This is a genomic window from Novosphingobium sp. 18050, from assembly GCF_902706195.1.
GTDB lineage: Bacteria > Pseudomonadota > Alphaproteobacteria > Sphingomonadales > Sphingomonadaceae > Novosphingobium.
Genome location: NZ_CACSJO010000021.1, coordinates 23,920 through 44,593, shown reverse-complemented (window position 1 = coordinate 44,593; position 20,674 = coordinate 23,920). Strand labels below are relative to the sequence as shown.

Below are 20,674 nucleotides of genomic sequence, written 5' to 3'. Positions count from 1 at the left end.
ACAAAGTGATAAGCGGCCTGCACAATGGCACAGGTTCCTTCAGTACACTCCGCAGCTCTTGCAGGCCGGCGCCGTGCTTCTCTCGGTGAATGCTTGGCGATCCAGGCGAGAGTCATCGGCGCAGTTATCATGCGGGAACTGCATACCCGCTATGGCCGCGACAATATCGGTTACCTGTGGCTGATCGCCGAACCCCTGATGCTGGGCACGATCATTTCGGTGCTTCATTCCGGAAGCGGTGAACATGGCATCAACCCGGTTGCCTTCACGGTGACGGGTTATTGCAACTTCATCATGTTTCGGGGCATCGTTAACCGCGCGGAAGGCTCGGTGCACAACAATCTGCCACTGCTGTATCACCGCATGGTAACGGTTCTCGACATCACGCTCGGCCGTGCTTTGCTCGAGGCGGCAGGCACAATTGCCGCCTTCACGATCCTGCTGACATTTTGTGTGGCTCTCGATTACACCGATCCGCCGGCACGGCCGCTCTATCTCTTTATCGGGGTAGGATATATTTTCTGGTTCTCGTTTGCGTTGAGCATGATCATTGCCGGAGAGACCCACGAGCGCAGTTTCTGCGAGCGCCTGATCCATCCTTTTTCCTATTTTATGATCCCGTTGTCCGGGGCATTCTACATGGTTTCATGGATACCGCAGCCTTACCGGGATTATCTTCTGTATAATCCTTTCCCACATATGTTCGAAGTCATTCGATACGGCGTATTCATGGACACAAACCTCGAATATGTGGATTTCGGTTATGTGAATGCCGTATGTGCATTGTTGACCTTGTGGGGATTGACGGCAGTGCGCACGGTGAAATCCCGCATCCACCTGTCCTGATAATTACGACTTAATCCAGGCATAGAAATCCTTATGAACAGCCATTCTTGGTTCGAAGCATCGGCGCAGGAGCCCGAAACTGAGCAGAAGGGACTGCTGCGAGGTTTTTGGGACCGCGCTGCGGCATGGCGCTGGCCATTCATTTTCGTCGCTTTGCCTACGTTGCTTGTGGCAGGATATTATTACCTGGTCGCCGCGGATCAGTATGAATCCGAGGCTCATTTCATCGTCAGTTCGAACAGTTCGCCTGGAATTTCAACCGGCGGCCTCGGCTCGCTTTTCGGTATTTCCGGAATGGGCGGCTCGCAGGGGCAGGTTTCGGCGGTGACCGATTATCTGGAATCGCACGGCGCTGTTGCAGCACTGCGCAAGGAAATCGATCTCGTGGCGATATTCCGCAGGCCGGAAGCAGACGTTGTGAGCAGGCTCGGTTCGGAAACGCCGTCCCCCGAAGAACTCGTCAAATACTTCCGGGGAATGGTGAAGGTCCACAACGACCGCGACAACGGTATCACAACCCTGACCGTTCATGCGTTCCGGGCCGAGGATGCGCAGGTGATCGCCAATCGTCTGCTGGCGCTAGGTGAGGCACAGGTGAACCGGATGAACGAACGCCGCTACCGCGATGCCGTATCCGCCGCGCAGAAGCAGGTGGCTCTTGCCGAAGCGCGCGTCTCACAGGTTCAGTCCCGGATGACCGCGTTCCGCCAGTCCGTTCAGGATATTAATCCGGAAGTGACCGGCCAAGCGCAGATCGGCCTTGTCTCCAACCTGAAGGCGCAGCTTGCAGGTGCCCAGGCATCGCTTGCCAGCATGGGCGGGGTGATTTCTCCTTCCAGCCCTCAATACATCGCCACGCAGCGGCAGGTCCGTGCGCTCCAGGGGCAGATTGCAGCCCAGTCCGGTGAGCTGACCGGTAGATCGCCCAAGGCCGTCGCGTCCAATCTGGGCGATTACGAAGACTTGCGCGTGCAGCAGGAATTTGCCGGCAAAAGTTACACCGCAGCTGCGGCCTCCCTCATTTCGGCACAACAGGAAGCGACGCGGCAGCAGCTCTACGTCGATCGCGTGGTGGAACCCAATCTTGCGGTGAAGTCGCTGTTTCCCCAGCGCGCGCGGATCGTGCTGATCACGTTTCTTGCTCTCTGTGTCGCTTACGGGATCGGTTGGCTGATCCTTGCAGGTGTACGCGAACACGCAGCCTGATCGCGGCGGGGGCGGCGGTGTTCCGCAGCCCCCGCTTTGCAGGCACGCCGCATTCAGCCGCCGCCGCGGCGTATCACGATGCCAAAGGGCAGCACTTGCGCTGTGTCAGGGGTTACAAAGGACGGCGGCGTCGCCTCGCGCTGAAAGCGTAATCTGGCCACTTCGTTGAAATGCGAAAGCGCCATTGTCGTCATGCGTTCGATATTGTTGCGGGTGAGGCAATTGGTGTCCGTGGCGTTCACGTCCTCCACGTAATCGAAAACATGGATCGCAACGCCGCCCGGCTTGGCACTGCTGAGGCCGTTGACGACAAAATTAGCGAAATCATGAGGCGTCATCACCCGGTTGGCGCCGATAGACCAGATGATGTCGAACTGATCGCGAAAGCTGGGGGGTGGGTAACGGATGTCGCCTGCCGTGAAATGGGCGTGTGCGAAGAATTCGTCTTCTTCGCAAAGCTCGGGAATGAACAGGTTCAGCAATTCCGCGCCCGGATCGGGTTTTTCCGCGTCCGAAGGGCTGGAACGCATGGCAAGGACCTCGCATTGCCTTGCGGCGAAATACGAGATCAGGGGCATCGGTCCATCGCCGATATACCCCAGCATATTGCAGTCTGTCTTGCGGGGAGCGAAACGGTCGATGGCCCTCAGGAGATAGGCGAGGGACCAATTCTCGAAGCTGGGCTTCGCCGGCCGATGCAGGGCCTCCATGGCTGAAGCGAACGCTGGCTGGCGGCACTGATTGGGCGAACCGACTTGCGATGAAGGCTCCTCCAGCGTAGGTGGAATTAGGTCCTTCAGCAGCCGCTGGATCATCGCCTCGTCAGGCCCGGACGCTGACGCAGTAAGGGGGGTGGATCGCCATCCCCAGTCCTTGCCATGCTGTTCTGACGTTGCCCGCTGATCGACCGAAATGCTGATATGCGAGGCGGTTGCATCCGTTTCATCGTTGATGCTGCCGGCAATCGCATAAAGTGCGTTGCGGAAACTATCGAAGCCGACTTCCACGATGCCGCCGGTTCTGGCGAGCTCGGCGATGTCGAATACTTTCGTTTCCAGCGCTACGCTGTCGGCGCCGGGAAATGCGGAGCGCGCCAGAACCTGGACGACTAGGGTGCCATGTGTCGCTGAAAGTTCGGAAAAGCATATCGTTGCCCGAACCCGTGTGATCGCGGGCCGGCAATGCAGCGTCTGAAAGACGTAGGACGGATCGGCGGATGGCTCGTGCCCGCCCAATCCCGGGAGTCTGCTTGCCCGGCCCGGATGGCTTCCGAAAGGATCCAGGTGCAGAGGTTCGGCCAAATGGGCCGTCACGTCCAGAGTATCGTTCATCGCGGATTTTCCTACCAGTTTCCGGTAGGGAAGCAATGTTCGGAGAGCCGGCTGAAGCGCGGCTGTGCCTCAACCGGCGGAGGCTATGGAAAATCCACCCGGCTTGCTTTAAGGTGTTGTCTTTCGGGGGCGGGAGCTGTTTGCGCGTCAGACAGGCAGAGGAACGTTTCAAGTGATACGCTTCGAGAATGTCGGCAAGACCTACCACGGTCGCAAGTTCGAAAAGACGGTCTTTTCCGATCTCAATTTCACCATTTCCAAAGGCGAAGCGATCGGCATCTGCGGCGCTAATGGCGCAGGCAAATCCACTTTGATGCGCCTGATTTCGGGGGTCGAGCAACCGACCGTCGGGAAGGTTACCCGCTCGATGACGACGTCTTGGCCGATAGGTTATGCTAACGCCTTCCAGAGCAGCCTGACAGGCGCCGACAACGCGCGGTTCATCGCGCGCGTCTATAAAAAACCCGAGCAGGAACTGCTCGATTACGTGGAAGACTTCGCACAGCTCGGCGTATATTTTCGCCAGCCTGTCAAAACCTATTCCGCCGGCATGAACGCACGCCTCGCCTTCGGCATCAGTCTGGCGATCGACTTCGACTGTTACTTGGTGGACGAGATCACCGGCGCCGGCGACGAGCGGTTCCGTGCCCGTTCGGAAGCGGCGCTGGCGGCCCGGCGTGCGCGCGGCACCCTGATCATGACCTCGCACGATCCGGGCACCCTGAAAGCCTACTGCACGCGAGGAGCCGTGCTTTTCGGCGGATCGCTTGTTCATTTCGACGATGTCGCCGAGGCTTGCGACGTTCATAGCCGGCTGCAGATGCGCGGCATCTGATCGCGGCGTTTCCCACCTGAATTTTGTAGCTTGGAAATTGGACGGGCTCCTTTAATGGCTCCCTGTCCGGCTCGCTGGGCTCCTTCCCTGAGTATTGCCCATGTTGTCTTCTTTGAGTCCGGTTTTACCAATGACCATTATCACGAAGTCCCAGGATGCGTGCCGGGGGAAGATGTCCCGCAAGGCGATGCTTGCGCTCCCGCTTCTGGCCGGAATCATGCTGTCCGGCTGCGCCACGCTGCCATCCAGCGGACCTACGGCCGGACAGATCGTTAAGCGGGCGGAAGACAGGCAAAGCGAGTTTCAGTTCGATATCGTGCCGCTGGACAGCACGGCGGTCGACGCGCTGAACAGTGCGCAGAAGGCCCGCTCGGCAGCGACGATGTCGCTGGCCTTGCTGGAGGCACCGGCAGGTATGGACATACTGGGGCCGGGTGATGTCCTGAACATCAGCATCTATGAAGTCGGCGTGTCGTTGTTTGCGCGCACCGGGCCTTCGCGTGGTGACGGGTTCGACCCCTCTGCCCATAGCGAGAGGTTCCCGCAGGTGGTGGTCAACAACGAGGGCATGATTGCGCTGCCTTACGTGGGAACGCTGCAGGTGCAGGGGCTTACTCCCGGGCAGGTCGAAGCGCAGATCAACCGCAAGCTGGGCGGTCTTTCGCAGCGGCCCCAGACTATAGTCACCATCGCGCAGAACCTGTCGAACACGGTGATCATGGCGGGCAACGTGCGCAAGCCGGGTCGTTACGACCTGACGTTCAACCGTGAGCGCCTGCTCGACGTCATTGCCCTGGCGGGCGGCGCCGGCGCTTCGTCCGAGGATACGCTGGTCCGTTTCGAACGCGATGGCCGCATCATCGAGCAAAGGCTGGATGCCATTCCCGCATCGTCGCGCGATGACCTGGTGTTGAGGCCCAAGGATCATATCGAGCTGGTCCAGCGGCCCAGAAGCTTCACGGTATTCGGTGCGACGGGTAAGGTTTCGCAGGTTTCGTTCGATACCGGCTCAGTGTCGCTGGCAGAGGCGCTTGCCCGCGTGCAGGGGCCGCTGGATTCCATGGCGGACCCAACGGCGGTCTTCGTTTTTCGCTATGACGATTCAATCACGCCCGGATCGGGCGCAAAGCCCGTCATCTACCGGCTGAACCTGATGCAGCCCGCGTCCTACTTCCTGGCCCAGCGCGTCAGTATGCAGGACAAGGACGTGATCTATATTGCCAATGCTTCGGCCAATCAGCCGAGCAAGCTGGTAGGCATCATCAACCAGCTCTTCTCGCCGTTGATCACGGCACAGGCGCTAACGAAGAACTGATCGCAGCGCTGCTATCGGCATGGCGCTAACCGTCGATTGACCAAGGTTGCGGGCGGGCGCTGGCTGCGATCCATGCGTCCAGTGCCTCCTGGGTGGGCATGGAAATGCCGTCGAAGGGGGGCCCGGTCCTGACCCAGTGCGGATTGTAGGCCGGGTCCAGATCGAGCGCTCCGCCCCAGCGGTCCCTGAGCCAGGACCAGTGGGCATGTTCCCGCGCTTGTTCGGCCGGGGCCGAGGTGACGCCGCGCGTGGCGGATTCCCGGTGCACCGCCGCAATATCCGATGCCTGGACGACCAGAAGGTTCGCCGCGCGGCAGCGCAGGCAGAAATCGATGTCGTTGAAGGCGACCGGCAGACGTTCCTCGAAACCGCCGACGGCATCGAACAGGCTGCGGGTCGTCGCCAGCACGGCGCCGGTCACGGCTGCGGCAAGGCGTGGTCTGCTCCACCTGTCGCAAGGACCGCTCGGCGGCGGGCCGAGGCCTTTGCCCACCCCTTCATGAACTGGCCCGCCCGGTTCTCCTGCGGCGGAGCTCATGCCGAAGATCACGCCGCCGTGCTGGATGAGCCGGTCGGGATAGAGCAGCTGCGCGCCCACGATACCCACGTCGGTCCGGGCCAGGTAGCGGCGAAGCGCATCGTCCCAGTTCGGCGTTTCCATTTCTACATCGTTGTTCAGGAATAGGATGATGGGGGCACTTCCCATCTGGACTGCAAGATTGTTGGCGCGCGCCCAGTTGAAATCCTCGTCGTGCGGCAGGGTGCGGGCGATGCCTTGGTCTGCCCATCTGGCCAGCAGGGCGGCGGTTTCAGGCAGGACACTGCGATTGTTCACGATCAGCACGTCGAGCAGATCAGGCCGAGAGGCTGTGCGCCACAGACTGTTGACGCAGCGATCCAGCATGCTGGGCGCGTCGCGGGTCTGGATGATTACCTGGATCGAAGGATGCTCGGTTTCAGGCAGCCGTACGGTGGTCGCCGTAGCAGCGGGAGCGGGTGTGAGGCCCGCCTGCCGACTGGCGAGAACCAGTGGAACGTGGGAGCAGGGGCCGGGGAGGGCCGTGGGAGCGACAAATATGTCGTCCCAGTGATCACGGCTCAGCGCGGTGTCGCGCGTGACGATCATGCAGGGCGGACGGACGTCCTCATGCGCGAACCAGAAGGGATCCGACATCGGCTGAAAGCAGGGGGTGTGCCGAACCGGAACCTGCTTTCCGGCACTGTCTTCCCGAAGGGTCCAGTGGTCATGATCGCCATAGGCCACTTTCGCGCCGGTACGATCGAGCGCATTGGCCAGCCGGGTAACGGCGTCATGCTCGATCCGGGTGCCGGCTTCGACCAGGAGTAGACAGGTAACGGTGGAACCGAGCGTTTCGCGGATCCGCTTGCTGCCGTCATGGACGATATGGCAAGCCCGATCTCCAAGGCTTGCGCAGGTAGCCGCGATAGACGCTTCGGACGCGGCGCGGGCATCGATCACTGCCAGAACCTCATCGCCCGCGGGAAGGCAATGAGGTCTTTCGGATGCGGCGAGGAAGGCCCCGTAACGGGCGAGGGCATAAGTGCCGGTGCGCGTTTCCAGGGCCGTCTGTATATCGAGAGGGAGGAGATCACGCCCGCCCATTCCCAGCATTGTCTCGATCAACGCATCGCCGGCAATGCCAATAACGTCGATTCCTTGCTTTAAGACCATGATGGCAGCCGGCAAGCCGCTGAGCCGCCGTTCGAGATGGGCTGCATGTATCCATGCGTCTTCATCCGCCGGGTTTTCGCGGGTAGCGCGGTGGTAGGCTTCGGCAGCCTCTTTCAGCCTGCCAAGTTCTTTGAGGCTGTGTCCCGACTGGACCCAGCTTGGCGCATCGTGTGGATGCCGGCGCAGGTGCCTGGCATAGGCTGTCGCAGCTTCGGCCCATTTTTGTGATCGTGCGGCGCGGCGGGCCCGCTTCAGCGGCAATCCCCAAAAATCGGCAAGTAAACGCTTCAAGGATTCCTCGGTCCGCTTGGGGAGATTTGGCATATGGGGCTGGCCCAAGACGTCAATCAGGTTTAACGAAGATTGCCCCGATGGCATGTGCCGGAGAATAGCTTCCTTGTTCCGAATTCCAACGCCTTCGAAAGCGTCGCGTCGCTTTCGTACCCGGTTCAGCGCCGAAGGCAATAAGGCGAGAGATCAACGGGCATGGAACGAAGCGGCGGATCACTACCGCAGCCACCTGCTGCTGGTTCCGGGTGATGCCGCGATCTGGGTGCAACTTGGTCACATGCTGAAAGAGGCCGGCGACAAAGCCGATGCGCTGGCGGCCTATCGCAATGCCTGGCAGCTGCGCCCTGATGACGGCGACGGGCTGCTGCATTACGGGCATGCGCTCCTTTCCTCCGGTAAGAAGAAGGACGGACTGACCCGCCTACGCGAAAGCGCGGCAGCGGGGAACAGCCAGGCAGGCCGGGATCTCGGCGAACTGGGCGAGCCTTTCATGGGGCAGGGCATGTCCGCAGCAGGACCTGCAGCGAGCAAGACGCTAGCCACCTTGAGCGCGCTTGCGCCAGACCTGCGCGCTACAGATTTTTTTGGCCTTGAGCTTCTCCAGAATGAAATCCGCTCCACCTCCAACGATCCCTGGATCGTCTTCGAGTGGGAGGCCGGCCTGTGCCCGACATCGCAGCTTGCCCTGCTGACCATCGAGATGGCGCCGCTCGCCCAGACGGCAGAGCTGCAGGGGCAGATCTATGCCGACTTGGGAGAAGGTTTCGCCGAGCGCCGCAGCACGCAGTTCCTGTTCGAGGACGGCAAGGCGCAGATACTGCTGGTCGAGCCGCAGAAGATAAAGCGCCTCCGGTTCGATCCGGGCCAGGATGAGGGCCTGCTGCCTTGCCCGAAGCTGTCGGTCGCTTCGGTCGACAACTGGGCGCAATTCGAACCGCTAGTGCGCGCATGCGGTCTGCCGGACGATGACCTGAACGAGTTTCTGCGTCTGCTGCGCGAGGTCCATGAGGATGGCCCCGGCCTGCGGCCCCTGCCGCCCGCTGTCGCACTTACCTCCGATCTCGCCGGCAGCATCGATTTCGGGCACGACTATCACTACTGGCTGTTGAAGAACGCCGCGCCGGACGAAGCCGATTACCGGCGCATCAGGAAAATGGACGCAGCGCTGACCGTACGGCCGCGCTTCTCCTTCGTGATGCCGACTTACGACACGCCTGACGATCTGCTGCGTGAATGCATCGACAGCCTGCTGGCGCAGACTTACGAAGATTTCGAAATCTGCATCGCGGACGATAATTCGCCCAGTCCCACTGTGGTGGCGACGCTGGCGGAATATGCCGCCAGGGATGCGCGGGTTAAGTTCGTGAAGCGCCCTGTAAACGGGCACATCTCGGCTGCCAGCAACTCCGCGCTGGAACTGGCGACGGGCGACTTCGTCGTGCTGGTGGACCACGACGACCTCATCCCCGATTACACGCTTTCGGTCGTGGCGCAGTACCTTGCCCGGACTCCCGGCGCCGATATCCTGTTCTCGGACGAGGACAAGATCACCACGCGGCAGTACCGTCTGGCCCCCTATTTCAAGGGCGTGTTCAATCGGCACCTCATGTACGGGCACAACATGGTGAGCCATCTGGGTGTCTATCGGCGTGCGCTCGTCGAGCAGGTGGGGGGCTTCCGCCTCGGCCTTGAGGGCAGCCAGGATTACGATCTTTTCCTGCGGTGTTTCGAAAAGAGCGACGAGAGCCGGGTGGTGCATATTCCACACGTTCTCTACCACTGGCGCATCATTCCGGGTTCGACGGCGATGTCTTCCGATCAGAAGAGCTATGCTGTCATCGCCGCGCAAAGCGCCATCAACGGGCATTTCGAGCGACAGGGCATTCCGCTACGCTCGGTCGACGGGTTCGCGCCGGGCTGCACTGCCGTACGGCCTTCGCGTACGTTCAAGACGTCGGTGTCGATCATCATCCCCACGCGCAACGGCCTGGATGTTCTGCAGCCCTGCGTGGAATCGATCTTCGCCCGTGATCATGCAAACGCCGAGGTCATCATCGTGGACAACGGCTCCGACGATGCGGAGACGCTGGCCTATCTCCGTCAGATCGGCCAGCGCGAGAATGTTCGTGTTCTGACCGATCCGGGCGAGTTCAACTTCTCGCGCATCAACAACGAGGCCGCTGCCGTCGCCCGCGGCGAAATCCTGTGCTTCCTGAACAACGATACCGAAGTGATCTCTGCGGACTGGCTGAACCGCGCTCGGACCTTCCTCAGCATGGACGATATCGGCATGGTCGGCGCACGCCTGCTGTTCCCTGACGGCGCCCTGCAGCATTTCGGCATCGCGCTGGGCATGGGGGAGCATAACGTCGCCGGCACGCCTCATCTGGGCATCGACAGCAACTGGCCCGGATACTTCAGCAAGGCCCGGCTGCTGCAGGAAGTCTCTGCCGTCACGGCCGCCTGCATGTTCATGCGCAAGGCCGATTTCGAGGCCGCTGGAGGGTTCGAGGAAGCGCTGCGCGTGGCCTACAACGATGTGGACCTGTGCCTGAAGGTCCGGGAACGCGGCCTGAAGATCGTGGTAGACCCCGATATACTGCTTACGCACAAGGAAAGCCGGACGCGAGGAAGCGACCGGACCGGCGCAAAGGCGCAGCGGCTGAATGAGGAAGCTGCCTGGATGCGCGATCGCTGGGCAGGCGTTCTGGACAATGACCCCTACTATTCACCGAACCACGATCTCACACGTGCGGATTTCGGCTATGCCGCAAAGCCGCGCGCGCCTTGGCCCTGGCAGGATAGCTGGTAGCTATCCTGGGGTTACAGGACGCCCATGTAGTTGAGGCGGCGGGAGAGCTGGTCCACCGACACGCTGAAGTCGGCCATGTGGATCGGCCCGTCCGTCATGGTGGGGCCTGACAGCACGTTGTAATGCTGGCCCGCGATAGCCGCGAGATCCACGTAGAACGGTTCCGGCCAGCCCGAGGGCAAAAGATAGATGAGTGTCGTGGCGGGACGGCAGAACAACGTGTTGGTCATCGCTGCACCCATCTGGCCAACGACGATGCCGGCATTTCGAAACAGCCGGACCTGGTCAGCGAAATCGAGCTGTTCCGCTTCGACGAGTTCAAATCCTCGCGCCTGAAGAAAAGGCCACAATTCATCATAGTTGACGATGGCGCGGCTGATGGGAGGCTTGCGGGCAACGAATAACCGGCGGCCTTCCGGCCCGGCCGTCTCCGGTAGGCATTGGTCCGCGCGCGTGCGCAGGAAGTGAATGGCCGACGGATTCTTGCTGCGTGGGTGGAAGCTTACCGGCGACGCATAGTACAGGCCAGCGATGCGGCATGGCTGGTTGTTGGCGATGAACTGGACTTCGACTGCGGGATCGATCAGCACCTGCAACGTACGCACCCGCACCGCATCCATCTGCGGGCTGTGCGAGGGCAGGATGAACACGCAGGTCACGCCCTCGCGCTGCCGCAGTTTCATCCAGGCCTTCGCCCGGGGCAGGTCGTCAACCAGCCAATGCCCGTAATTGAACGAGCCGACGGATCCGAGATAGAAGTAAGAGCAACCGGGGCGTTGAAACGCCGCAAACGGCACGTCGCCCGTCGCTGCGGTCGAGAACGGCACTGCGGCCCGATCGGGGCTGCGGAACGTTTCGTAGAGGATCGAAACCCGATCGTTTGCGCGGCAATAGACAACCGAATGATCGATGGTCGCATCTTCGATCTGCACCACCACGCTGGCGGCGCTGTGGCAATGCTTGTCGGCGTTGTAGCTGTCGAGGAGCGGCGCGCTCCAGGGGTCTGCGGAATCGACGATCATGTCCGGATTTGCGGTGTGCCGATAATATTCCGCAGGAAAGATTTCAAACAGGAACCGGATGCCGGCTGCTTCGGTACGCGCGGCGTCGGTTATCTGATGATGTTCGAGCAAACTGCCAGGAAGGGCATAAATTTCCGCAGGAGCCGCAGAAACCATCAAATCGTCAAAATTCATTTGAAAATCCTGCGTGTCCCAAGGCGCGCGCTATGCGCTGACAGTTTCGGGTTAGGCAAAAGGTTTTCGCCATCCGCCGATGTTCCGGAAAGACCGGGAGAATTACGAAGGCGGCTCGTTTTCGCGCTGCTCGGTCGCCGCCGTATGCTCGCCGCCGAATTTCTGCTCGATCTTGGCCATCCGGCGCTCGAACGCTTCGTCTTCTTGCGCCGAGGCTGGTTGGTTGTCATCCCCGCGTAGCTTACGCATTGCCGTCGTCAACAGCACGGCCAGTGCCACTACAAACAGGAAATAGAACGGAAGCGTCAGTGCCATGACGGATATATTGTTCGCGAGAGAGGATCATTCAACATTGCGCGCGAGTTTGTGCACCGCTGCCGCCTGCTGCATGCGCTGGACAGGTGCGATGCTTATCGTGGCGCTGGCCGCGCTGGCGGGCACAGCCATGTCCGTAGCAGCCGAGCCGGCTGCGGTTTCCGTAAAAACACGGTGCATCGATATTCTCGACCACGGTGGTGATGCGGCCGGCAGCAGGGATAACGCAGCAGCATTTCGCTCTGCCATGGCGGTTGCCGCCCCCCGTGCAGCCTGCATATATTTTCCCGCCGGATCCTACCGTTTTGCCTCCAGTCCCACTGCAGCGCTGCCCTCGTCTCCGGAATATGGAGGCGCGGCGATCTCGATCAGGGGCGATGGCTCGGGGCTGAGCAGGTTACTGCCGGACGCTGGGGTGGATGGCCTGACGATCCGCCTGACCGGGCCGCAGCAGAGCTTTCATATCCGCGATCTTTCGGTGCTGGCAGGCCAGGGGAGCGCCGCTGCGACGGGCATCGTCATCATACAGGACAATGCGCCGCTCCCCAACCCGGCGCAAAGCGACATTACCGGCGTTTCGGTCCATGGTAGCGACGGGATCGGCATGGCGAACCGCTTTGCGCGCGGGCTGAACTTGTATCAGGTCTCGAATGTCAGCCTGAGCAATGTGTCCATCGTCGGCAGCCCCGGCGGTAAGCCCTACGCGGCGGAAGGCATCTGTCTCGTCGCCGAAGGGACGGCAGAGCAGATCCCGGTGCAGATCAACATCGTGGCCAGCCAGTTCAATTACTGTGGCACCGGGATCGAGTATGGCGCCCATGTCCAGGGTATCCAGATCGTGGCCTCCAATTTCGTGGGCAACCGGACGGCGATCCACCAGTCCGCCGACAATCGCGGCAACGACCAGCTCTCGATCAGTGCCAGCCAGTTCAATAGCGGGCTGCGCAACATTTTTCTGGAAGCGCCGATCGACGGCGTATCAATCGCCGCCAGCGACTTCTACCTGTCACCGGAAGGCGCGGTCTCGGTCGAACTGCCGGGGGTGCAGTTCGCCATCCAGGGCAATACTTTCATCCAGCTTGGCAAGGCGCGCACGACCGCGCTTGCGGTGGGGCCCTACATGCTGGACGCGGGGGTGGTGACGGGGAACAGTTTCGACAACTTCCACACCGCGATCGCCCTGCGTGCCGGGTCCCGCATGGTGAACGTGCAGAGCAACGCCTATTCGAACATTGCCGCCAGTCCTGTGCGGGATGAGGGGACTGGCAACAGGGTGGGAGGTGGCTCATCCTGATCCTTACCCTTACAGCCGCACCCGCTCCACTTCCGCTAGCGTGATTTCGTCGCGCCTTCGGTCGTAGATCTGGGTTGTGCGGGTGGAGGCATGGCCGGCCATCGCGGCGGCGTTTTCCAGCGAGCCGCCGTTCTTCAGGTACGTGGTGATCCCGGTCGCGCGGAAGGTGTGGTTGCCGATCTTCGTTGCGATCCCCGCTGTCTGCGCGCGGCGGCGCACCATTGCGAAGGCGTCGCCCTGGGTGAGGGGGGCTTCTTCCAATCGCTTCGTGGTGCGCGACAGGGCGCGGAACAGCGGGGTCTTCGCCGGCACCGGGCCGAGTGCCTCGATATAGGCGGTCAGGTATTCGTCCAGCAGGTGGTGGCAGGGCATCTCATGCCGCTTGCCGCCTTTCTCGTGCAGGCGCACCCACAGGCGGCGGCCCTGCACGAATACGTCCTCATGCCGCATCGACAGCGCTGCACCGACGCGGGCGAAAGTATAGACCATCAGGCCGATCAGCGCCCGGTCGCGCAGGCCCGTGGGGCTGGTCAGGTCGATGCCGTCGATCAGTGCGCGCGCTTCCTCCGGCTCCAGCACAGGGGTGCGGCCGGTGCGCGCCGAATGGGCCGGGCCGCGCACCGAGGAGGCGGGGTTGAACGGCATCACCTGCCCGGTCACCAGCCAGTCGAACAGATGGCGCACTGCTGCAAGGCGCTGCTTGACGGTTGGGGCGGAGAGGCTGGCGCCCAGTTCCTCGATCCAGCCCGCGACGTGGATCGGGGTGATCGCCGCGAGATCGTGCACGCCATGTTCGAAGCACCAGGTCAGGAAGTCGGTGCAGGATTTGGCATAGGCGCGGCGCGTGTTGGGATTGCGGATGGCGGCGGCGAAGAATTCCAGGAAGCGCGTGCGGGCATGGGCGCTTGCTTGGGCGATGATCGGGACCGGGGCAGGTGCAGGCCGAAGGGCGGCAAGGGGCATCGCAGGTGTCCGTCATGTCGGGTCGGGTGTCGTTCGGATCGGGGTCTGAGTGCCACGAGTTTATTCCATGATAAAGGATATTATCATAGAATAAAGGGCAAACTTCCCGTCATGGGAATTTTCGCCTTGTTTCCCGCCATGGGAAGCGATAGAATGGCGCCATGAGAATCATCGCGAGGAACCGGCTTGTCGCCTTCTGGGAACGGCATCCGGGAACCGAGCGATCCTTGCGGCACTGGTTCGAAGTGGCGGAGGCGGCGAACTGGAACACGCCGCTCGATATCATGGCCGACTTCTCGAAGGTGAAAGTGCTCAACGGCGAGCGGGTGCGCTTCGAGGTGGCCGGGGGTGACTATCGCATGGTGGTTGCGTTCGACTGGCGGCGGCGGATCGCCTTCATCAAGTTTCTGGGCTCCCATGCCGAATACGACAGGATCGACGCCCTGACCGTGAGCCTGTTTTGAACTCAGGAGACAATCGGATGCACATCCGGCCCATCAAGACCGATGCCGACCACGAAGCCGCCCTGCGCTGCATCGAGGAGCTGTGGGGCGCCGACGAAGGCACCGAGCAGGGCGACCAGCTCGACGTGCTGGTCACGCTGGTCGAGGCTTACGAGCGCGGGCGCTGGCCGATCGCGCCGCTCGACCCGGTGGGCGCGATCGAGGCGGCGATGGCGATGAACGGCCATAGCCGCGCCGATCTGGCCGCCCTGCTTGGCCAGTCGCGCGCGACCGAGATCCTTGGGCGCAAGCGCGCGCTGACGCTGCCGATGATCCGCAAGATCGCGCGGGCCTGGCACGTGCCGGAAAAGGTCCTTGTCCAGGAATATGCGCTGAACGGATGAGGGCCCGCGTGGACCACGATGGCAATTTATGTCATCGTGGTCCTATGGCATCCATGAACATTTCGCTGCCGGACCCGATGCGGGCCTGGGTTCAGTCGCGGATCGACAGCGGGCATTACGCCAGCGCCAGCGACTATGTGCGCGATCTTATCCGGCGCGACAGCGTCGAGGCCGGGGACGAGGCGCGGTGGGTCGAGGCGCTCGACCGTTCCATCGGCCTGGGGCTTGAGGACGTGAAGGCGGGCCGGGTGCGCGATCTCGATACGGTCTGTGCCGAGCTTGAGGCGGAAATCGCCGCAACGATACCGGATGCGCGGCCTGCTCAGTGACGGCGCTCCTGACGCCTGCGGCGCGGGCGGAGTTGAGGACCATCGCGCTGGACATCGCGCGGGGCAATCCGCCCCGGGCACTGTCCTTCGTGGTCGAACTGGGCGAGGTTGTCGCCCGGCTTGCGGAGATGCCGCAGGCTTTCCCGCTGGTCCCGCGCTACGAGGCGCGCGGTATCCGGCGGCGGTCTTGGCGCGGCTATGGCCTGCTTTATGCGGCGGCGGAGAGCGGAGGCATCGTGCTCCACCGTATCCTCGGGCCGGGGCAGGGCCACGACCGCGCCCTGCATCTTTCGTAGGAAAGTGCAAATTCGTGCTTTCGAGTAGAAATTATCCTGCAGGCCGTTTGGCAGGCGAGACGGAACGAAAATGACCCAGAAACCCCTTTCCAGCCCGGCGACCATTCCGCAGGGCGAACTGTTCCAGCTCGACAGCCCGCTGACCGGCGAAATCCGGGGTGAACGCTCGCTGATGGCGTTCCCTTTTTTCGCGCTGTCGAAGAATGCGTGGATGAAGCCGCTGGCCTATGCCACGCCCGAAGTATCGATCGAGGTCAGGCCCAGTGCGCGCGGCGTGGCGACGATCTACGACAAGGAAATTGTCCTTTATATTGCAAGCCTTATGGCGACCAAGATCGACGAGGGCGCGGGCGTTTCGCAGGATTTCATCTTCACCGCGCACGATTTGTTCAGCGTTACGGGATCGAACCATTCGGCGCGCTCGTATTCGCGCCTCGCCGATGCGCTGGAACGGCTGCAGGGCACCCAGATCCGCACCAATATCGAGGCCGGGGGCGAGGGCGAGGAAGGGTTCTTCTCATGGCTCTCCGAAGCCCGGCTGCAATATGCGCGTTCGGGCAAGAAGGGCGAAAAACGGCTGAAAGCCGTCAAAGTCCGGCTCTGCGACTGGCTGTTTCGTGCCATTCTGCGCGACCGGCAGGTGCTGGACTATGCCGGGACCTATTTCCAGCTCGGGCCCATCGAGCGGCGCATCTACGAAGTGGCGCGCAGCACCTGCGAGGGCGAGAAGCTGGAGATCGACATCAAAACCTTCCGTCTTCAGATCGGCTTCCAGAACCAGCTTTCCAATTTCCGCGCGGCGATGCGGCAGATCGTCGCGGAAAACGCCATTCCCGACTATCACGTGGATATGGTGGAGGAAGAGGATGATGCTGAAAACGCAGGGAAACGTGGCCGGAAATCGATGAAGGCCAAGATCGTCATCCGGCCCCGGGCAGCCTCGCCGGCACTGGGGCAGGGTTAACCTTGAGCCGGGCTGGCGGGGCCCGGGATGACGAAATTTTAATTCCTACTCGAAAGCACGAATTTCAAGGCTGGTCGCGATCGGCTCCGTCATCCATCGCGGTGCGCGTGCCGACGGGGCGCCAGGGCTGGCCGATGCGCTTCTCCAGCCTGTCGCGCAGGGCCCAGAGCCAGTTCACGCGGCGCTCGGCAATGCCCGGCAGGCTGAGCAGGTCGCCGCCCAGCCACGGCAGGAACGGATTGCGCCGGGCATAGGACCAGATTTCCACCCGCTCGCCCGGACGCACCGAGAGGCCGCGCGCGTGGAAACCCAAGGTATCGGCCACCACCAGCGTATTGCCGGGCACCGCCAGCGCCTCGGCCGCGCCCAGCTTCATTGCCGCCAGATCATCGGCCGAAACCCGGGGCGAACCGCGCGCCGAAAGCCGGTCGATCGTGCGCGGTTCGGGCAGCGAGCGGCGATGTTCCCATGCAAGCCGTTCGGGCGTGAAACGGTGCGAGCCGCGCACGTAGGTGAACGGCCCTTCGTCCTCGGCCACCGGGTTGAGGAATAGCCAGGCCTTGAGCGAGGAATGGAAACTGTCGGCGTGCAGGGTTTCCTGCGGGTCCGGCTCGTTGCCTTCGAAATGGCTGACGATGGTCTGGACGTAATGCAGCGGCGTGGTGCGGAAGCTGGCGACGTAGTGGAACAGCGCGGTGATGTCCCTGCGCTCCAGCAGGCCGCGCAGGGCCGGGATCGCGGCGAGCATCGCCGGGTCGATCGCCATCCTGCGGGTGATCGCATCGCCCTGCCGCATTTCGCGAGCGGGCGCGCGGTAGGCGAGCATCGCCTCGCGCAGCGCGGGGAACTGCGCGGGCGGCACCACATCATGGATGGCTACGAAGCCATCGCGGTCGAACGCCTCGCGCCAGTCGGGACGGACTTTGGAGGCGAGGCGCCGCCGCCGCCATGCCGCCATGCCCGCCGCCAGCTTCACCCGGCCCACATGCAGCCCGCGCGCGTTCAGGCGCTGCGACCCGATCAGCGGATTGTCGAGGAAGCTCTTCGCGCCGGTGAGCAGTTGCAGGGCCCAGAGCGGCGCGAGCAGTACTGTCCCGATCTTCTGTTTCATTTTGCCGGTAGAGGCCATTGAGGGCATTTCGGACAAGGCAGTCAGGGATGCAAGCCCCCGTCAGCCCTTCACCACCGCATCGATCGCCATGAGCTTTGCCCAGAGCGGCTCGAACTGCTCCAGCGGCAGGGCGTTGGGGCCGTCGGACAGGGCCTTGTCGGGATCGGGGTGGGTTTCCATGAACACACCCGCGACGCCCGCCGCCACCGCCGCGCGGGCCAGAAGGGGCACGTATTCGCGCTGGCCGCCCGAACGTTCGCCCAGGCCGCCGGGCTGCTGCACCGAGTGGGTCGCGTCGAACACCACGGGGCAGCCGGTTTCGGCCATGATCGAAAGGCCGCGCATGTCCGAGACGAGGGTGTTGTAGCCGAACGAGGTGCCGCGCTCGCACAGCAGGAAGCTGTCCGGTTCATGCCCCGCCGCCGTCGCCGCATTGCGGGCCTTGGCGACGACCTGCTTCATGTCGCCAGGGGCCATGAACTGCGCCTTCTTGATGTTCACCGGCTTGCCCGAGGCGGCCACCGCCGCGATGAAATCGGTCTGCCGCGCGAGGAACGCGGGCGTCTGCAGCACGTCGACGACCGAGGCCACCGCCGCGACCTGCGCCGCTTCATGAACGTCGGTAATCACCGGCAGGCCGGTTTGCGCCCGTACCTTGTCGAGGATGCGCAGCCCCTCGTCCATGCCGAGCCCGCGGAAGGATTTGTCCGAGCTGCGGTTCGCCTTGTCGAACGAGGCCTTGAAGATCAGCACCAGACCCAGCCTTTGCGCCGCCCCGGCCAGCGTTTCGGCGATGCTGAGGGTCAGTTCCTCGCTTTCGATGACGCAGGGCCCCGCAATCGCGAATAAAGGGGTGGTTGCGTCGATCTTGTGTCCACAAAGGATCATGTGTGCCTGCCGGTTAAATGTCTGCAACCTATTGGGACGCCGAGCCGTTTCGCAGCTGCGAAGGGCCCGGTTCAGGCCCTGTCAGGGTCCTGCTCGCCTCCAAATCGAAGTGGCTGGTTTCCTTGGCGGGGAATGAAACGGCTGGCAATCCCTCGCGGCTTCAAATAACGCCCCTCTTATACAACGGCCTGCAACACGTTGAATAAACATAAAGTCCAGGGTGATATGAAAATAGAAAGCCTCCCGACGCGGCATCGCGCGTCCACGCTCAAGACGCTCGAAATAGAGATGCAGGCGCTCGCAACTCTCAAGACCGCACTGGAAGGTCATACTCTTGGCCGGCAGGTAGACCGGGCGGTCAAGGCGCTTGCCGCTACGAAGGGCCGCGTAATTGTCACCGGTATGGGTAAAAGTGGACACATAGCGCGCAAGATCGCCGCGACCATGCGTTCAACCGGCACTTCGGCGCTCTATCTCCACCCCGGCGAGGCCAGCCACGGCGACCTTGGCGTCATCACCAAGCAGGACGTGGTGCTGGCCATCACCTGGTCGGGCGAGACGGCCGAGCTGGGCGACATCCTGCACTACTGCAACCATTACGGCGTGACGCTGATCGTCGCGACTTCGCATGCAGACAGCACTGCGGGCCGCGCTGCGAACATCTGCCTGGCCATGCCCGCTGTGAAGGAAGCCTGCCCCAACGAACTGGCGCCCACGTCCTCCACCACGTTGCAGCTGGTGCTGGGTGATGCGCTGGCAGTGGCGCTGATCGAGGCGCGCGGTTTCACCTCTTCCGATTTCCGCGTTTTCCACCCCGGCGGCAAACTGGGCGCGCAGCTCTCCACGGTGGCAGAGATCATGGGCGTGGACGATGCGATCCCGCGCGTGGGCGGCGACGCCTCGCTGACCAGCGCGACGATCGAGATGAGCGCCAAGCGCTATGGCTGCACCGCCGTGGTGGACGAAGCCGGCAGGCTGGTGGGCGCCTTCACAGATGGCGACCTGCGCCGCTGCATCGCCGTCCACGACCTGGCCGACAACATCGGCCTGCACATGTCCCCAAGGCCGGTGACCGTGACCGGCGAGACGCTGGCATCGGAAGCCCTGCGCATCCTCAACGAAAACGCCGTCTCGGTGCTGTTCGTGGTGGATGGCGAAACGCTGGTGGGCATCGTCCACATGCACGATCTGGTCCGCGCCGGCGTAGCCTGAGCGCGCGGCGACGACGGTAAAGGGGTCTGGGGCAATGGCCCCAGGTCTTCCCGCTTTCCTTAAAGCTGGTAGCTATCAGCTACCATAAAGATATCACGGATACCCGCAGCCCATGGACCTGATCGTCGTCCCGGCCCGCTACGGCTCGACCCGCCTGCCGGGCAAGCCGCTGCTGCAGATCGCCGGGCGCTCCCTGCTAGAGCGGGTAACCGCCGTGGCCCGCGCCGCCGCCGACCTTGCGGGGAACTGCGAGGTCGTGGTGGCGACCGACGACGAGCGTATCGCCGAGCACGCCCGGCAGATCGGCGCGGAAGCGGTGATGACCGCGCCGGACCTCGATTCCGGCTCCTCGCGCGCCTGCGCCGCAGCGCGCCAGCGGGCGCAGAAGCCGGGTCTGGTCATCAACCTGCAGGGCGATGCGCCGTTCATCCCGCCCGCCATCGTCGCCGGGCTGGTCGCGGCGCTGCGCGAAGGCACGGCGGACGTGGCGACGCCGGTCTACCGGCTCGACTGGGCAAGGCTCGACCGTTTGCGCACGCACAAGCTGACCGCCCCCTTCAGCGGCACCACCTGCATTCGCGCAGAGGACGGGCGCGCGCTGTGGTTCTCCAAGACGATCATCCCGGCCCTGCGCGGCGAGGCTGCCTTGCGCGAAGCCGGTCCGCTTTCGCCGGTCTGGCAGCACCTTGGCCTCTACGGCTACCGCATGGCCGCGCTGGAGTGGTTCGCCGATGCGGCGCCGGGCCATTACGAGACGCTGGAGGGGTTGGAGCAGCTGCGCTTCCTCGAAGCCGGGCGCACGGTCGCCACGGTGGAGGTCGATCCGCCTTCGCATGTGATGTCGGGGATCGACACGCCGGAAGACCTTGCCCTGGCCGAGGATACGATCGCGCGGCTAGGCGATCCCTTCGCGGGCTGATACCGCGCGCC

20 protein-coding genes are annotated in these 20,674 nt (G+C 62.8%); 13 read left to right on the top strand and 7 right to left on the bottom strand.

What is annotated here, in order from left to right; all coding sequences use genetic code 11:
• The first annotated feature begins 24 nt into the window (after positions 1–24).
• Together GVL61_RS18360 and GVL61_RS18355 are read left to right on the top strand one after the other, a co-directional pair.
• The gene (locus tag GVL61_RS18360; RefSeq protein WP_159982106.1) at positions 25–846 is read left to right on the top strand and encodes an ABC transporter permease; all 822 of its coding nucleotides are present in this window, start codon (positions 25–27) and stop codon (positions 844–846) included.
• 324 nt (positions 847–1,170) lie between these two features.
• The gene (locus GVL61_RS18355) at positions 1,171–2,052 is read left to right on the top strand and encodes a lipopolysaccharide biosynthesis protein (protein WP_200844923.1); all 882 of its coding nucleotides are present in this window, start codon (positions 1,171–1,173) and stop codon (positions 2,050–2,052) included.
• 53 nt (positions 2,053–2,105) lie between these two features.
• On the opposite strand, the gene GVL61_RS18350 is transcribed toward GVL61_RS18355, so the two are convergent.
• Complete coding sequence (locus GVL61_RS18350; protein ID WP_159982104.1) at positions 2,106–3,383, bottom strand: hypothetical protein; 1,278 nt, start codon at positions 3,381–3,383, stop codon at positions 2,106–2,108.
• Positions 3,384–3,555: 172 nt separating this feature from the next.
• On the opposite strand from GVL61_RS18350, the gene GVL61_RS18345 reads away from it, so the two are divergent.
• A complete protein-coding gene (locus tag GVL61_RS18345) occupies positions 3,556–4,218 on the top strand; it encodes an ABC transporter ATP-binding protein (RefSeq protein ID WP_159982103.1) in 663 nt (220 codons plus the stop codon).
• Between the two features lie 130 nt (positions 4,219–4,348).
• Positions 4,349–5,533: a polysaccharide biosynthesis/export family protein gene (locus GVL61_RS18340; protein WP_235037781.1), complete on the top strand. Its 1,185-nt coding sequence runs from the start codon at positions 4,349–4,351 to the stop codon at positions 5,531–5,533.
• A 25-nt stretch (positions 5,534–5,558) separates the two neighbouring features.
• Here the strand turns inward: GVL61_RS18340 and GVL61_RS18335 are convergent, their stop codons facing one another.
• On the bottom strand, positions 5,559–7,517 hold the full coding sequence (locus tag GVL61_RS18335; RefSeq protein ID WP_159982102.1) for a glycosyltransferase: 1,959 nt from the start codon (positions 7,515–7,517) through the stop codon (positions 5,559–5,561).
• A 106-nt stretch (positions 7,518–7,623) separates the two neighbouring features.
• Here GVL61_RS18335 and GVL61_RS18330 point away from each other — a divergent pair, with 106 nt between their 5' ends.
• Positions 7,624–10,329, top strand: a complete 2,706-nt coding sequence (locus GVL61_RS18330; protein WP_159982101.1) for a glycosyltransferase — start codon at positions 7,624–7,626, stop codon at positions 10,327–10,329.
• 11 nt (positions 10,330–10,340) lie between these two features.
• Here GVL61_RS18330 and GVL61_RS18325 read toward each other — a convergent pair whose 3' ends face one another.
• Together GVL61_RS18325 and GVL61_RS18320 are read right to left on the bottom strand one after the other, a co-directional pair.
• Positions 10,341–11,525, bottom strand: coding sequence for a DUF563 domain-containing protein (locus tag GVL61_RS18325; protein WP_159982100.1), 1,185 nt, complete (start codon positions 11,523–11,525; stop codon positions 10,341–10,343).
• Positions 11,526–11,627: 102 nt separating this feature from the next.
• The gene (locus GVL61_RS18320) at positions 11,628–11,840 is read right to left on the bottom strand and encodes a hypothetical protein (RefSeq protein ID WP_159982099.1); all 213 of its coding nucleotides are present in this window, start codon (positions 11,838–11,840) and stop codon (positions 11,628–11,630) included.
• 91 nt (positions 11,841–11,931) lie between these two features.
• Here GVL61_RS18320 and GVL61_RS18315 point away from each other — a divergent pair, with 91 nt between their 5' ends.
• Complete coding sequence (locus tag GVL61_RS18315; protein ID WP_159982098.1) at positions 11,932–13,134, top strand: glycosyl hydrolase family 28-related protein; 1,203 nt, start codon at positions 11,932–11,934, stop codon at positions 13,132–13,134.
• Positions 13,135–13,143: 9 nt separating this feature from the next.
• Here the strand turns inward: GVL61_RS18315 and GVL61_RS18310 are convergent, their stop codons facing one another.
• Positions 13,144–14,097, bottom strand: a complete 954-nt coding sequence (locus GVL61_RS18310) for a tyrosine-type recombinase/integrase (protein WP_159982097.1) — start codon at positions 14,095–14,097, stop codon at positions 13,144–13,146.
• 161 nt (positions 14,098–14,258) lie between these two features.
• Here GVL61_RS18310 and GVL61_RS18305 point away from each other — a divergent pair, with 161 nt between their 5' ends.
• From GVL61_RS18305 to GVL61_RS18285, 5 genes are all read left to right on the top strand, one after another.
• A complete protein-coding gene (locus GVL61_RS18305) occupies positions 14,259–14,561 on the top strand; it encodes a type II toxin-antitoxin system HigB family toxin (RefSeq protein ID WP_159982096.1) in 303 nt (100 codons plus the stop codon).
• 17 nt (positions 14,562–14,578) lie between these two features.
• A complete protein-coding gene (locus GVL61_RS18300) occupies positions 14,579–14,944 on the top strand; it encodes a type II toxin-antitoxin system HigA family antitoxin (RefSeq protein WP_159982095.1) in 366 nt (121 codons plus the stop codon).
• A 53-nt stretch (positions 14,945–14,997) separates the two neighbouring features.
• A complete protein-coding gene (locus tag GVL61_RS18295; RefSeq protein WP_368667133.1) occupies positions 14,998–15,273 on the top strand; it encodes a type II toxin-antitoxin system ParD family antitoxin in 276 nt (91 codons plus the stop codon).
• Complete coding sequence (locus GVL61_RS18290) at positions 15,270–15,569, top strand: type II toxin-antitoxin system RelE/ParE family toxin (protein ID WP_159982093.1); 300 nt, start codon at positions 15,270–15,272, stop codon at positions 15,567–15,569. Before GVL61_RS18295 ends, GVL61_RS18290 begins: the two co-directional genes overlap by 4 nt.
• A gap of 70 nt (positions 15,570–15,639) precedes the next feature.
• Positions 15,640–16,533, top strand: a complete 894-nt coding sequence (locus GVL61_RS18285; RefSeq protein WP_159982092.1) for a replication initiator protein A — start codon at positions 15,640–15,642, stop codon at positions 16,531–16,533.
• A 64-nt stretch (positions 16,534–16,597) separates the two neighbouring features.
• On the opposite strand, the gene GVL61_RS18280 is transcribed toward GVL61_RS18285, so the two are convergent.
• Positions 16,598–17,644: a phytanoyl-CoA dioxygenase family protein gene (locus GVL61_RS18280; protein WP_235037780.1), complete on the bottom strand. Its 1,047-nt coding sequence runs from the start codon at positions 17,642–17,644 to the stop codon at positions 16,598–16,600.
• Between the two features lie 60 nt (positions 17,645–17,704).
• Positions 17,705–18,532 (bottom strand): 3-deoxy-8-phosphooctulonate synthase, encoded by an 828-nt coding sequence (kdsA, locus tag GVL61_RS18275; RefSeq protein ID WP_159982090.1) that lies wholly within the window; start codon positions 18,530–18,532, stop codon positions 17,705–17,707.
• A 225-nt stretch (positions 18,533–18,757) separates the two neighbouring features.
• On the opposite strand from kdsA, the gene GVL61_RS18270 reads away from it, so the two are divergent.
• Positions 18,758–19,744, top strand: coding sequence for an SIS domain-containing protein (locus GVL61_RS18270; protein WP_159982089.1), 987 nt, complete (start codon positions 18,758–18,760; stop codon positions 19,742–19,744).
• A gap of 112 nt (positions 19,745–19,856) precedes the next feature.
• On the top strand, positions 19,857–20,663 hold the full coding sequence (locus GVL61_RS18265) for a 3-deoxy-manno-octulosonate cytidylyltransferase (protein WP_159982088.1): 807 nt from the start codon (positions 19,857–19,859) through the stop codon (positions 20,661–20,663).
• The last annotated feature ends 11 nt before the right edge of the window (positions 20,664–20,674 follow it).